Raw genomic sequence first — 12,422 nt, 5'->3', positions numbered from 1 at the left:
AACCCGAGGGCGGCCAGGCACCGGTCGTCCAGCGGGTTCGGATCCGGTACGCCAAGCGTGGACCGCTGCGGTTCACCTCGCACCGGGACTTCGCCCGGGCCTTCGAGCGCGCGCTGCGCCGGGCCGGCGTACCGATCGCCTTCTCCCAGGGCTTCACCCCGCACCCGAAGATCTCGTACGCCTCGGCCGCGCCGACCGGCGTCGCGAGCGAGGCCGAGTACCTGGAGATCGGCCTGCGTGAGCCGGTCGACCCGGAGCGGCTGCGGAGCGCCCTGGACGCGGCGCTCTCGCCCGGACTCGACGTGCTCGAAGCGGTGGAGGCCACCGGCGGCAGCCTGCCCGACCGGATCGAGGCGTCGCGCTGGCGGATCGAACTGCCGGAGGTCGACCCGGCCGTGCTGGAGCGGGCGGTGGCCGCCTTCACCGCCGCCGAGGAGATCCAGGTGGAGCGGATGACCAAGCAGGGGCGGCGTACCTTCGACGCGCGGGCAGCCGTCATCGGCATCGATGTGCTGCCTCCGGCGGAGACGCCTTCCGGGGCGATGGCCGTACCGTGTGCGATACTCGAAGTGGTCGTGCGGCAGGTCACCCCGTCCGTACGGCCCGATGACGTCCTTTCCGGCCTCCGCGTGGTGGCCGACCTGGAGCCGCCGGTCGCCCCGAGGGTGATCCGGCTGGCGCAGGGCACGCTGACCGCGCAGGGCGAGATCGTTGATCCGTTGGATGCGGATCGCGACGGGGCAGCCATCGGAGAGCGCTGACCGACGGTCAGCGCTCTGGCAGGCAGACTTCGGCCGGTCGCGCACCTGCGCGCCCGGCGGAAACACCTTTTGCGGCGACCCTGCGTGGCAGCGCTCACCCGCGCCCGGGGCAGCCAGAACTGGAGAACGTCCATGCTCGAGAACGAGCCCGAGGGCGGCGAGCGGACCGGCGCAGAACCGGCCGAGACACCCGCCAGCAGCACCGACAGCACTCCCGAGACCAAGCCGCCAACCCGCAGGCGGGCCAGCGACAGCACTCCCGAGACCAAGCCGGCCCGCAAGCGGGCCAGCCGCCGCAAGGCCGCCCCGCTCAACCAGCCGGAGCAGACCGACGCGCCGGTCGAGGCGACGACCGACGCCGGCACCACCAGCGGCGAGGCGCCGCAGGCCGAGGTGTTCGCGCCGGTGGCCGGTGAGCTGGAGGCCGCGCCGAAGACCACCCGACGGCGGCGCAAGGCGACCACCGCGAAGGCGGTCGAGGAGCCGGTGGTCGCCACCGGCGTGGAAGCGGCCTCCGAGGAGGTCGTCCCGCCGGTCAAGGTGACCCGTACCCGCCGTCGGAAGGCCGCCGCGCCGCCCGTCGAGGCGCCCATCGAGGAGTCCGCTACCGAGGCGCCGGCCGAGGCCGCCGCCGCAGTGGAGGCCGAGCCGCAGGCGGACACCGGTGGCGAGACCGGCGAGCGCGCCGAGCCGTCGGCCATGGCCGCGCCGGTCGAGGAGACCGGTGCGGAGGAGGTCGAGGGCGGGGAGACCGGAGCCGGGCCGACGCCGGCCCGGGAGTTGGCCGGGGCGCCCACGCCGATCGCCGAGGGCGTGGCCGAGGTGCCGCCGGCCGTCGAGACCACCCCGGCCCGGGAGCCGGAGGAGCGGCCCGGCGAGGTCGGACCGGGCGCCGCCGTCCCGGGGGTGACCGAGCAGCCGGCCGCGGAGCCGGAGCGGACCAGCCGTCGCCGGCGGGCCGCCCTCTCCGCGCCGACCGTCCTGTTCATGGCGCCGCAGCCCGAGGAGATGCCGATCGTCCGGGTCACCGGACCGGCCGTCGAGGAGCCGGCCGAGGAGCCGGTGGAGACCGGCCGACGTCGCCGGCGTGGCCGCCGCGAGGCGGAGCCGGTCGAGATCGAGGCCGAGGCCGAGGAGGAGCCGACCGTCGAGGCCGAGGAGGCCGTCGAGGCGGAGGAGGACGACGAGGAGTCGATCTCCGCCCGGCGTCGTCGCCGCCGGGGTCGCCGCGGCCGGGGCCGGGGCAAGGGCGGCGTGGAGGACGTCGAGGAGGACGAGGCCGAGGAGGCGATCCAGGCCGAGAGCGCCGAGGCCGAGGCCGAGGAAGCCGAAGAGGTCGAGGAAGCCGAGGAAGAGGAGGCCGAGGGCGACGGGATGACCCGCCGTCGGCGTCGCCGCCGCCGTCGGGGCGCGGGTGACGTCGAGGCCCCGTCCGAGGACGGCGTGCCCACGGTCGTCAAGATCCGTGAGCCTCGCCGACCCGTCGACGAGGTGCAGGGCGTCACCGGTTCGACCCGGCTGGAGGCCAAGCGGCAGCGCCGCCGGGACGGCCGGGAGCAGCGGCGTACCCGGCCGCCGATCCTGAGCGAGTCGGAGTTCCTGGCCCGCCGGGAGGCGGTCGACCGGGTGATGGCCGTCCGCCAGCGCGGCGACCGCACCCAGATCGCCGTTCTCGAGGACGGCGTGCTGGTCGAGCACTACGTCACCCGTAACTCCGCCGGCACCATGGCCGGCAACGTCTACCTCGGCAAGGTGCAGAACGTCCTGCCCAGCATGGAGGCGGCCTTCGTCGACATCGGGCGCGGCCGCAACGCCGTGCTCTACGCCGGCGAGGTCAACTGGGACACCACGGGCCTGGAGGGCCGCGCCCGGTCGATCGAGCACGCGCTCAAGTCCGGCGACTCGGTGCTGGTGCAGGTGACCAAGGACCCGATCGGGCACAAGGGCGCGCGGCTGACCAGCCACATCGCGCTCTCCGGCCGGCACCTGGTCTACGTGCCGAACGGCAACGCCTCCGGCATCAGCCGGAAGCTGCCGGACACCGAGCGCAAGCGGCTGCGGGACATCCTCAAGAAGCTGGTGCCGGACGGCGCCGGGGTGATCGTCCGGACCGCCGCCGAGGGCGCCAGCGAGGACGAGTTGGCCCGGGACGTCAAGCGGCTCCAGGCGCAGTGGGAGGACATCCAGGCCAAGGCGGCCGAGGGCGGCGCCCCGGTGCTGCTCTACGAGGAGCCGGACCTGGTCATCCGGGTGGTCCGGGACCTGTTCAACGAGGACTTCCGCGAGCTGGTCATCGAGGGCGAGCAGTCGTACGACATGGTCGAGTCGTACCTGTCGCACGTCTCGCCGGACCTGGTCGCCCGGCTGCGCCGGCACGCCGGCACCACCGACGTCTTCGCCGAGTACCGGATCGACGAGCAGATCCTCAAGGGGCTGGACCGCAAGGTCTTCCTGCCCTCCGGCGGATCGCTGGTGATCGACCGGACCGAGGCGATGACCGTCGTCGACGTCAACACCGGCAAGTACACCGGCTCCGGGGGCAACCTGGAGGAGACGGTCACCCGCAACAACCTGGAGGCGGCCGAGGAGATCGTGCGCCAACTGCGGCTGCGCGACCTCGGCGGCATCGTGGTGATCGACTTCATCGACATGGTGCTGGAGTCGAACCGGGAGCTGGTGCTGCGCCGGCTCACCGAGTGCCTGGGCCGGGATCGCACCAAGCACCAGGTCACCGAGATCACCTCGCTGGGTCTGGTGCAGATGACCCGTAAGCGGATCGGCGCCGGCCTGCTGGAGGCGTTCAGCGAGACCTGCGAGTGCTGCAAGGGCCGTGGCGTGATCATCCACACCGAGCCCGTACCGGAGAAGCCGCGGACCGGCGGTGGTGCGGGGGAGAAGGTCAAGGCGGTCGCCTCGGCCGTCACCACCCCGGCCGTCGAGGAGCGGGGCGGGCCCCGGCGCCGGGGCCGCAAGGCCGCGCCGGAGAAGACCGTCGCCGAGGTGACGGACGCCCAGGCGGAGGCCGACTACCACGACACGATGGGCTACGACCTGTCCCGGTACGAGACCGAGACGCCGGCCGCACCGGCGGTCGCCGACAGCCAGGAGGGCAGCTCGGCCCGGCTGGCCGCGGCGGACGACCCGGACGCGATCGGTGACGGCGAGGCCGAGGAGGAGGGCGGCCTCGGCCGGCGGCGCTCCCGGCGCGGCGGGGCGCGGCGGCGTACCCGGCCGTGAGCCGCTGATCGGTACGACGTTCGACGGCCCCTCCCACCGGCAAAGAGTCCGGCGGGAGGGGCCTCGTCGTTCCCGCGGCCCCGGGAAGGACGCGCTCCGGCCGCTGACAGGCGGCCCGGTTTGGGCGGCGGGCCTGGCATGGCGTACGCTAGCCTGCGGCGCACTTTGGTGTGCCGAGTTCCCGCGTGCCCGCGCAGCCGGTGTCACGGCTACCCGGCGAGTCGCCGTGGGAACGACCGACCGGCAACGGTGGGAAAAGACGCTAGCAGCCTCAACGACAGGGAGTCCGCCTCCGATGTACGCGATCGTCAAGACCGGCGGCAAGCAGTACAAGGTCGCCGAGGGCGACGTGATCGAGGTCGAGAAGCTCGCCGGTGTCCCCGGCGACGCGGTGAAGCTCACCGCGGTGCTCCTCGTCGACGGTGACGACCTGGTGACCGACGCGGCGAAGCTTGCCCAGGTCTCGGTGTCCGGTGAGATCGCCGCGCACACCAAGGGCCCGAAGATCCGGATCCACAAGTTCAAGAACAAGACCGGCTACCACAAGCGCCAGGGTCACCGCCAGCCGCTGACCCAGGTCAAGGTGACCGGCATCTCCAGCGGGAAGTAGGTCGTCCTCCAATGGCTCACAAAAAGGGTGCGTCCAGCTCGCGTAACGGTCGCGACTCCGCGGCCCAGCGGCTCGGCGTGAAGCGCTTCGGTGGTCAGGTCGTCAGCGCGGGTGAGATCCTCATCCGTCAGCGCGGCACCAAGTTCCACCCCGGTGACCTGGTCGGCCGCGGCGGCGACGACACGCTCTTCGCGCTGGCCGCCGGTGCGGTCCAGTTCGGCACCAGGCGCGGCCGCAAGACCGTCAGCATCGTGCCGCAGCAGTAGTTCGAAGGCGTTGGCGGGCCGCGGACCTGGTGTCCCGGCCCGCTTCGCTTTTCCCCGTGCGGGGCGTACCCCGCTGGAAGGATTGTCCGCGTGACGACGTTCGTTGACCGGGTCGTCCTGCATATGCAGGCCGGCGACGGCGGGCACGGCTGTGTCTCGATCCACCGGGAGAAGTTCAAGCCCTTCGGTGGCCCGGACGGCGGCAACGGCGGGCACGGCGGCAGCGTCTCGCTGGTGGTCGACCCGCAGGTGACCACGCTGCTCGACTTCCATTTCCGCCCGCACCTGAAGGCCGAGAACGGCAAGGGCGGCGCGGGCTCGAACCGGGACGGCGCCAACGGCCGGGACCTGATGATCAAGGTGCCGAACGGCACCGTGGTGCAGGGCCTCGACGGTGAGGTGCTGGCGGACCTGGTCGGGGCCGGCACCACCTTCGAAGCGGCCCGGGGCGGCCGGGGTGGTCGGGGCAACGCCGCGCTGGCCAACGCCCGGCGCAAGGCCCCCGGCTTCGCTGAGCTGGGCGAGCCCGGCGACCGGCTGGACGTGGTGCTGGAGCTGAAGAGCGTCGCCGACGTCGGCCTGGTCGGCTTCCCGTCGGCCGGCAAGTCGTCGCTGATCTCGGTCATCTCCGCCGCCAAGCCGAAGATCGCCGACTACCCGTTCACCACCCTGGTGCCGAATCTGGGCGTGGTCCGGGTGGACAACCACACCTTCACCGTGGCCGACGTGCCGGGGCTGATCCCGGGCGCGGCCACCGGCAAGGGGCTGGGTCTGGAGTTCCTCCGGCACGTCGAGCGTTGCGCCGTGCTGGTGCACGTCATCGACACCGCCACGCTGGAGCCGGGCCGGGACCCGCTCGCGGACATCGACACCATCGAGGCCGAGCTGACCGAGTACGGCGGCCTCACCGACCGGCCCCGCCTGGTCGCGCTCAACAAGATCGACGTACCGGACGGCCGGGACCTCGCCGAGATCGTCCGGCCCGACCTGGAGGCCCGGGGCCTGCGGGTCTTCGAGATCTCCACGGCCACCCGCGAGGGGCTCAAGGAGCTGACGTACGCGATGGCGGAGCTGGTCGAGCAGGCGCGCAGCGCGGCGCCGCCGGCCGAGCCGACCCGGATCGTGATCCGCCCGAAGGCGGTCGACGACGCCGGCTTCACCATCGAGGCGGAGGAGGACGGCTCGTTCACCGTCCGGGGCAGCCGTCCGGAGCGCTGGGTCCGGCAGACCAACTTCGACAACGACGAGGCGGTCGGCTACCTGGCCGACCGGCTGGCCCGGCTCGGTGTCGAGGAGAAGCTGGCCAAGGCCGGCGCGCAGGCCGGCGACCTGGTACGCATCAGCGACCGGGAGTTCGACTGGCAGCCCACCCTCTACGCCGGCGTCGACTTCGTGCCGGGCAACCGGGGCACCGACATCCGGCTGGAGGAGAAGTCGACCCGTGCCTCGGCCGCCGAGCGGCTGGCCGCCCGTAAGGGACGCCGGCAGCGCCCGGCCGACGAGCTGGCGGCGGCCCCGCAGGACGACGCCGACGACGAGGACTGGGACTAGTCCCTTTCCGTCCGTGATCGGGTCGTTAGCCGGAAACCTCCGCGAAATCCGGCGGTCCTAGCGTGACGGAATGCTGATCGAATCCCGGCCCGCCACCGACCCCGAGGTCGCCACCCTGGTCGCGGCCCAGCAGCGCGAGCTGCGCGACGCCGACGGGGGGCTGCCCGGCCAGGCGACCGTCACCCATGACGACATCCGTTACCTGGTCGCGGTGGCCGGCGGGCGAGCCGTCGCCTGTGGCGGCCTCCAGGCGCTGGACGCCGACACCGGGGAGCTGAAGCGGATGTACGTGCGGCCGGCGTACCGGGGGCGGGGCATTGCCCGGCAGCTGCTGGCCGCGCTGGAGGAGCTGGCCTACCGGCAGGGACACACCACGGTGTGCCTGGAGACCGCCACGTACCTGCCGGCGGCCATCGGTCTCTACCGGTCCTGCGGTTACGAGCCCATCCCGGTGTACGGCGAGTACGTGAACAACCCGCACAGCCTCTGCTTCGGCAAGCGTCTGCTCGTCGCGGCCTGACGGCAGCCGCCCCGGTCACCGGCAGGTCGGGCACGGCCCTGGCCGGGCCGCGGGTCAGCGTCGGTCGAACGGGCTGTCCAGCCGGCCGCCGGTGCCGGCCCCCTTGGAGAGCAGCAGCCCCAGCACCAGCATGCCGAAGCCGAGGAAGAGGTGCAGCCAGTTGTCGGCGTCGTTGAACGGCACGAAGTTCGCGTAGCTCTCCCGGTCGACGCCGAAGCCGTACAGCCAGATGACGAGGTAGACGGCGCCGCCGCCGGCCAGGAACAGCCGTGCCCCGCCCACCCGGCGGGCCAGCCCCAGCCCGACCAGGCCGAAGACCAGGTGCAGCAGGTTGTGCAGGATCGACACCTGGAACACGCCGAACAGCTTCGCCTTCGAGTGGTGACCGGCGAACACCAGCTCGCCGTAGTGGGTGGTGACGCCGGGGACGAAGCCGAGCACGCCGATCAGCACGAAGGCGGCGGCCACCGCGAGGGCGACCATCTGGACCGCCGGCCGGGCCGGGACGCGTCCGCGCACGTCACGTGCCATCGCTGTCACCTCCGTGGATCAGGCGCCGCCAGGGTGGGCAGACCCCCAATTCTGTGACCGGGCCGGGGCGCTCCCGCAGAGAAATGACGAATCACGCCGGGACCCGACGTCCGGGTTGGCCCGGTTGTCGCACCGGCGTACGTCGTTCGCCGGACTCTCCCGGTGACCCGACCGGTGGCCCCGGTGGTCACCCGATGCGGCGTACCCCGTCGATGACGAGCCCGCTGGCCGGCAGGGTCGGCATCCGGCCGAGGTCGAGCGCCAGGTCCTGCGGCGGGACGCGGTAACTCATCGTGCTGGTGAGGTTGGTGACGGCCCGATTCAGCAGCTCGACGGTGAGCCACTCGCCGGCGCACCGGTGCCCGGTGAAGTGGTCTCCACCGCCCTGCGGAACCAGGCTGAACGGGTCGCCCGGCCAGTCGGCGAACCGTTCCGGCCGGAACCGTTCCGGCTCGGGCCAGAGCCGCGGGTGGTGGTTGGTGGCGTACAGGCCGAGCAGCACCCGACGGCCCTGGGGGAAGTGGTGCCCCTGCCACTCGAAGGAGCGCCGCACCCGGGCCGCCGCCACCGGGAAGAGCGGGTAGTAGCGGCGTACCTCGTGCCCGAAGCCCTCGATGGCCGGGTCGTCGCCGCGCAGCCGTTCCCGCCAGCGCGGATGGTCGTGCAGCGCCAGCGCGGCGAAGACCACGAAGCGGTCGACCGCGACCGTCGGGCGGATGACGTTCAGCAGCTCCACCGCCGCGATCCGGCGGGGCAGCCACCGCCCCTGCCCGTCCCGGTGCTCGGAGATCACCCGTAGCGCGCTGCCCTCCGGCGCCGACAGCGCGCCGCGCCGGACCCGCTCGATCAGGTCGCCGACCCAGTGTTCGGCCCGGCGGCGGCCGAGCAGCCCGCGCCAGTGCCGCGGGCCGACCGCGACCGGGGCCTCGATCATCGCGTGCAGGTCACCGGTGCGCCGCACCACGTCCGCGCCGGTCAGCGGCACCCCCGCCCAGGCGCAGACCGCCCGGGTCAGCAGCCGGCCGACCTCCTCGTGGAGGACCACCGGACCGGATTCCGCCCAGACCGGGACGCGGGCCCGCCACTCGTCGTCGAAGAGTCGCCCGAGGTGGCGGATCGCCGCGGGCGTCATGATCGACATCAGCATCGCCTTGCGCGCCCGGTGCGCCGCGTCGTCGAGCCCCTGTACGCCGCCGACCCCGGTGAGGGTGCGCTGCCCCGGCGCCGGCATGGCACCGTGCCGGACGAAGCGGGCGGGGTCGTAGAACAGCTCCGCGGCCGGGCGACCACGCAGGCAGATGGTCGGTTCCAGCAGCAGCCGGGTCTGGAAGATGTCGCTGCGGTGCCGGTCGCAGCGGTCGCCGATGAACCGGTAGCCCTCGCGCCGGAACGCCAGCGTGCTCTCCGGGCTGGGGTCGGTGGGAATGCTCATCGGCTGCTCCTGACGCGGCTCGGCGACCGGTGACGGCTCTTACCCAGGCCGGGCCGGGTGAATCCGGTCTCCGCGGGGCGAACCGGTGGAGCGTGGCACATTCGCCCGGCCGGGGGAGGGGCCAGCGGGGAACACCGGAGCTGGCCCCTCCCGGAGCGCGGAAAACCTGTTTCGCTCGGCTGCGGACCGGCGGCGGGCCGGTCCGGGATCCGCCGGCGCAGTCGCCGGCGGCGGTCACCGGTGACGGGGAGGACGGATGCGCAACGACAGGACGGCGCACTGGCGGCGGCGAGCGGTGACCGGGCTCGGCCTGCGCCGGGGCGACCGCGAGGAGCCGCTGATCGTCCCAACCCGGCGGGCCGGGGCCCGGCCACCCCGGCTCTTCACCGTGCACCTCGGCTTCGAGGCGGCGGACCCGTCCGTCGCCCGCGAGCTGGCCGTCGCGTACGCCGAGGCGCTGAGCCTGCTCCGTCCGGAGCTGGCGCTCGGCGCGGCGGCCCTCTCCCCGGCCGATGCCTGGCACCGGGCGGAGCGGCTGTTCTGCGGTGCGCTCGGGCCAGACGGCGAGCGCTGCGCCGACGTGGCCGGGCACCCCGGCTTCCATCACGCGCCCGGCCCCGGCGGTCTCGGCTGGGGCGACGGTGACTGAGCGCCGGGGCTCAGTCCAGGTCGAACTCGCCGTCCTGGGCGCCCGCGACGAACGCGTCCCACTCGGCCTGGGTGAAGACCAGCACCGGTCCGTCCGGCTCGGCCGAGTTGCGCATCCCGATCAGGTCGTCGACGAAGGCCACCTCGACCGCGCTCTCGGTGGTGTCGCCCTCGGCCCGCTGCCAGACCGCCCGGGAGAGGTCGAAGTCGCCCTTGGGGTGCTGACCCATTGTTGTTCCTCCATCGCCACGCGTCACCGGGGACCCCGTCCGGATCCTCATCGGGCAGGATAAGCGGATGCCGAGCCTGACCCGTGTAGAGGCGACCGCGCGTGGCGCGTTGATTACCGTCGAGTCCTACCAGGTGGACCTCGACCTGACCGGTGGCGGCGAGCGGTTCCGCTCCACCGTCACGATCCGGTTCGGGGCGACCCCCGGCGCCGAGACCTTCGCCGAGATCAAACCCGGGCGACTGCTCGGGGTACGCCTCAACGACCGGGACCTCGACCCGGCCGTCCTCGACGACAACCGGCTGCCGCTGACCGGGCTGGCCGCCGCGAACACCCTGACCGTCGATGCCGAGATGGCGTATTCCAACACCGGCGAGGGCCTGCACCGCTTCGTCGACCCGGCCGACGGCGAGACGTACCTCTACGCGATGTCCTTCCTCGACGAGGTGCAGCGGATCTTCGCCGCGTTCGACCAGCCCGACCTCAAGGCCCCGGTGACCCTCTCGGTCACCGCGCCGCCGGAGTGGACCGTCGCGGCCAACGGGCAGCTCGCCGACCGGCCGGCGCCGGGGCGCTGGGAGTTCGCCCCCACCGTGCCCCTGGCCACGTACTTCTTCACGCTGATCGCCGGGCCCTGGCACGTGCGGCACGACGAGCACGACGGCATCCCGCTCGGCCTGTACTGCCGCCGGTCGCTGGCCGGGCACCTGGACGCCGACGCCGGCGAGATCTTCACCGTCACCAAGCAGTGCCTGGACCGCTTCCACCAGCTCTTCGCCGAGCGGTACCCGTTCGGCAAGTACGACCAGGCGTTCGTGCCCGAGTTCAACGCCGGCGCGATGGAGAACCCGGGTCTGGTCACCCTGCGCGACGACTACGTCTTCCGCTCGGCCGTCACCGACACCCAGCGGGAGCTGCGGGCCACCACCATCGCGCACGAGATGGCGCATATGTGGTTCGGCGACCTGGTGACCATGCGCTGGTGGGACGACCTGTGGCTCAACGAGTCCTTCGCCGAGTACCTGGGCACCCGGGTCACCGCCGAGGCCACCCGCTTCGACCAGGCGTGGACCACCTTCGCGATGCGCCGCAAGGCCTGGGGGTACGCGGCCGACCAGCGCCCCTCCACCCACCCGGTCGCCCCCGAGGAGGTGGCCGACGCCGCTCAGGCCCTGCTCAACTTCGACGGCATCTCGTACGCCAAGGGCGCCAGCGTGCTGCGCCAGCTCGTCGCCTGGGTGGGCGACGACGCCTTCCTCGCCGGCCTGAACGCGCACTTCGCCAAGCACCGGTTCGGCAACGCCACCCTCGCCGACCTCCTCGACAGCCTCGCCGCCGCGAGCGGACGCGACCTGACCGACTGGGCCGAGCGCTGGCTGCGCCGCAGCCAGGTCAACACGCTGCGGATGGTGACCGCGGTGGACGCCGGCGGCCGGTGGACCGAGGTGGCGGTGGTGCAGACCGCGCCGGAGGCGTACCCGGTGCTGCGCCCGCACCGTATCGGGGTGGCCCGGTACGGTGCCGACGCCCCGGCGCGCCGCTTCGAGGTCGACCTGGCCCCGGACGCCGACCACGGCCGCACCGAGTTGACCGAGCTGATCGGGCAGCCGGCCGCCGGCCTGCTGCTGCCCAACGCCGGTGACCTCACGTTCGCCAAGATCCGACTGGACCCGGCCTCGGCGGACGTGGTGCCGACGCTGCTGCCGGGGCTGGACGATCCGCTGGCCCGGGCGCTGCTCTGGGGCGAGGCGCTGGACGCCGCCACCGACGGCGAGCGCCCGGTGGAGGCGCTGGTCGCGCTCATCGCGGCGGCGCTGCCGGCGGAGACCGAGGTGATCATCGCCGAGGACGTGCTCACCCTCAGCCGAGGGCTGGTCGACCGTTACCTGGACCTGCCGGCCCGGGACGCGGCCCTGCTCCGGGTCGCCGGGGCCTGCGCCGCGCTGCTGGCCGGCGCCCCGGCCGGCGGCTCGCTGCAACTCGCCGCGGCCCGGGGTCTGATCGGCGGCACCACCGACACCGGGCTGCTCGCCGGCTGGCTGGCGGGCAGGGACGTCCCGGCGGGACTCGCGGTGGACGCCGACCTGCGGTGGCGGCTGCTGCACCGGCTGGTGGTGCTCGGGGCGGCCGGCGAGCCGGAGATCGCCGCCGAGGCCGCCGCCGACCGCAGCGCCACCGGCGCCGAGCGGGCTGCGGGCTGCCGCGCCGCACTGCCCGACGTCGACGCCAAACGGACCGCGTGGGAGATCATCACCAGCAACACCGCGCTCTCCAACCGCCTGGTCGAGGCGACCGCCGAGGGCTTCTGGCAGCCGGAGCAGGCCGAGCTGACCGCCGGCTACGTCGAGCGCTACTTCGCCGACATGCCGGCGGCGGCGGGTCTGCGTACCCCCTGGACGGCCAACCGGGTCGCCTGGCTGGCCTTCCCCCGGTACGCCGTGGCGCAGCGCACCCGGGAGCTGGCCGCGGCGCTGCTGGCTCGCGACGACCTCGCGCCCGGCCTCAAACGGGAGGTGACCGACCGCGACGACGACCTGCGGCGTGCGCTGGTGGCCCGGACGGCGGTGGCCGCCGCCGGCGCCTGACGGAGGCCGCGACGCCGGGCGGGCGGAGGCGAACCGCCCGCCCGGCGCCGAC

The 12,422-nt window shown here is 73.6% G+C and carries 11 protein-coding genes; 8 read left to right on the top strand and 3 right to left on the bottom strand.

Annotated elements, in window-relative coordinates; translation table 11 throughout:
• Window positions 1-41: 41 nt before the first annotated feature.
• The 6 genes from GA0070621_RS17465 (at window position 42) to GA0070621_RS17440 (ending at window position 6,945) form a co-directional block, all read left to right on the top strand.
• Window positions 42-761 carry a TIGR03936 family radical SAM-associated protein gene (locus tag GA0070621_RS17465; protein ID WP_091202562.1) on the top strand — a complete coding sequence of 240 codons (720 nt, stop codon included), beginning with the start codon at window positions 42-44 and terminating at the stop codon, window positions 759-761.
• Between the two features lie 132 nt (window positions 762-893).
• Window positions 894-3,998: an Rne/Rng family ribonuclease gene (locus tag GA0070621_RS17460; protein ID WP_091197049.1), complete on the top strand. Its 3,105-nt coding sequence runs from the start codon at window positions 894-896 to the stop codon at window positions 3,996-3,998.
• A gap of 295 nt (window positions 3,999-4,293) precedes the next feature.
• A complete protein-coding gene (rplU, locus tag GA0070621_RS17455) occupies window positions 4,294-4,608 on the top strand; it encodes a 50S ribosomal protein L21 (protein ID WP_091197047.1) in 315 nt (104 codons plus the stop codon).
• An 11-nt stretch (window positions 4,609-4,619) separates the two neighbouring features.
• Window positions 4,620-4,874, top strand: coding sequence for a 50S ribosomal protein L27 (gene rpmA, locus GA0070621_RS17450; protein ID WP_091197044.1), 255 nt, complete (start codon window positions 4,620-4,622; stop codon window positions 4,872-4,874).
• A gap of 90 nt (window positions 4,875-4,964) precedes the next feature.
• Window positions 4,965-6,425: a GTPase ObgE gene (gene obgE, locus GA0070621_RS17445; protein ID WP_091197041.1), complete on the top strand. Its 1,461-nt coding sequence runs from the start codon at window positions 4,965-4,967 to the stop codon at window positions 6,423-6,425.
• Between the two features lie 70 nt (window positions 6,426-6,495).
• Complete coding sequence (locus GA0070621_RS17440) at window positions 6,496-6,945, top strand: GNAT family N-acetyltransferase (RefSeq protein WP_091197039.1); 450 nt, start codon at window positions 6,496-6,498, stop codon at window positions 6,943-6,945.
• Window positions 6,946-6,999: 54 nt separating this feature from the next.
• Here GA0070621_RS17440 and GA0070621_RS17435 read toward each other — a convergent pair whose 3' ends face one another.
• The gene (locus tag GA0070621_RS17435; protein ID WP_091197036.1) at window positions 7,000-7,476 is read right to left on the bottom strand and encodes a DUF4383 domain-containing protein; all 477 of its coding nucleotides are present in this window, start codon (window positions 7,474-7,476) and stop codon (window positions 7,000-7,002) included.
• Window positions 7,477-7,663: 187 nt separating this feature from the next.
• On the bottom strand, window positions 7,664-8,908 hold the full coding sequence (locus GA0070621_RS17430; protein WP_091197033.1) for a cytochrome P450: 1,245 nt from the start codon (window positions 8,906-8,908) through the stop codon (window positions 7,664-7,666).
• A gap of 256 nt (window positions 8,909-9,164) precedes the next feature.
• Here GA0070621_RS17430 and GA0070621_RS17425 point away from each other — a divergent pair, with 256 nt between their 5' ends.
• Complete coding sequence (locus GA0070621_RS17425) at window positions 9,165-9,557, top strand: hypothetical protein (RefSeq protein WP_091197030.1); 393 nt, start codon at window positions 9,165-9,167, stop codon at window positions 9,555-9,557.
• A 10-nt stretch (window positions 9,558-9,567) separates the two neighbouring features.
• Here the strand turns inward: GA0070621_RS17425 and GA0070621_RS17420 are convergent, their stop codons facing one another.
• Window positions 9,568-9,786, bottom strand: coding sequence for a DUF397 domain-containing protein (locus GA0070621_RS17420; RefSeq protein WP_091197027.1), 219 nt, complete (start codon window positions 9,784-9,786; stop codon window positions 9,568-9,570).
• Between the two features lie 67 nt (window positions 9,787-9,853).
• Between GA0070621_RS17420 and pepN the strand changes: the two genes are divergently transcribed.
• The gene (gene pepN, locus GA0070621_RS17415; RefSeq protein WP_091197024.1) at window positions 9,854-12,370 is read left to right on the top strand and encodes an aminopeptidase N; all 2,517 of its coding nucleotides are present in this window, start codon (window positions 9,854-9,856) and stop codon (window positions 12,368-12,370) included.
• Window positions 12,371-12,422 lie beyond the last annotated feature (52 nt).

It is taken from the genome of Micromonospora narathiwatensis, assembly GCF_900089605.1.
GTDB classification, from domain to species: Bacteria; Actinomycetota; Actinomycetes; order Mycobacteriales; family Micromonosporaceae; genus Micromonospora; species Micromonospora narathiwatensis.
Note: the sequence above shows the minus strand (reverse complement) of the source record. Positions and strands in the feature narration are given on the sequence as shown.

Coding starts and splice junctions, on each gene's coding strand:
- GA0070621_RS17460 (WP_091197049.1), top strand. CDS start 894: ATGCTCGAGAACGAGCCCGAGGGCGGCGAGCGGACCGGCGCAGAACCG.
- rplU (WP_091197047.1), top strand. CDS start 4,294: ATGTACGCGATCGTCAAGACCGGCGGCAAGCAGTACAAGGTCGCCGAG.
- rpmA (WP_091197044.1), top strand. CDS start 4,620: ATGGCTCACAAAAAGGGTGCGTCCAGCTCGCGTAACGGTCGCGACTCC.
- GA0070621_RS17440 (WP_091197039.1), top strand. CDS start 6,496: ATGCTGATCGAATCCCGGCCCGCCACCGACCCCGAGGTCGCCACCCTG.
- GA0070621_RS17435 (WP_091197036.1), bottom strand. CDS start 7,476: ATGGCACGTGACGTGCGCGGACGCGTCCCGGCCCGGCCGGCGGTCCAG.
- GA0070621_RS17430 (WP_091197033.1), bottom strand. CDS start 8,908: ATGAGCATTCCCACCGACCCCAGCCCGGAGAGCACGCTGGCGTTCCGG.
- GA0070621_RS17425 (WP_091197030.1), top strand. CDS start 9,165: ATGCGCAACGACAGGACGGCGCACTGGCGGCGGCGAGCGGTGACCGGG.
- GA0070621_RS17420 (WP_091197027.1), bottom strand. CDS start 9,786: ATGGGTCAGCACCCCAAGGGCGACTTCGACCTCTCCCGGGCGGTCTGG.
- pepN (WP_091197024.1), top strand. CDS start 9,854: ATGCCGAGCCTGACCCGTGTAGAGGCGACCGCGCGTGGCGCGTTGATT.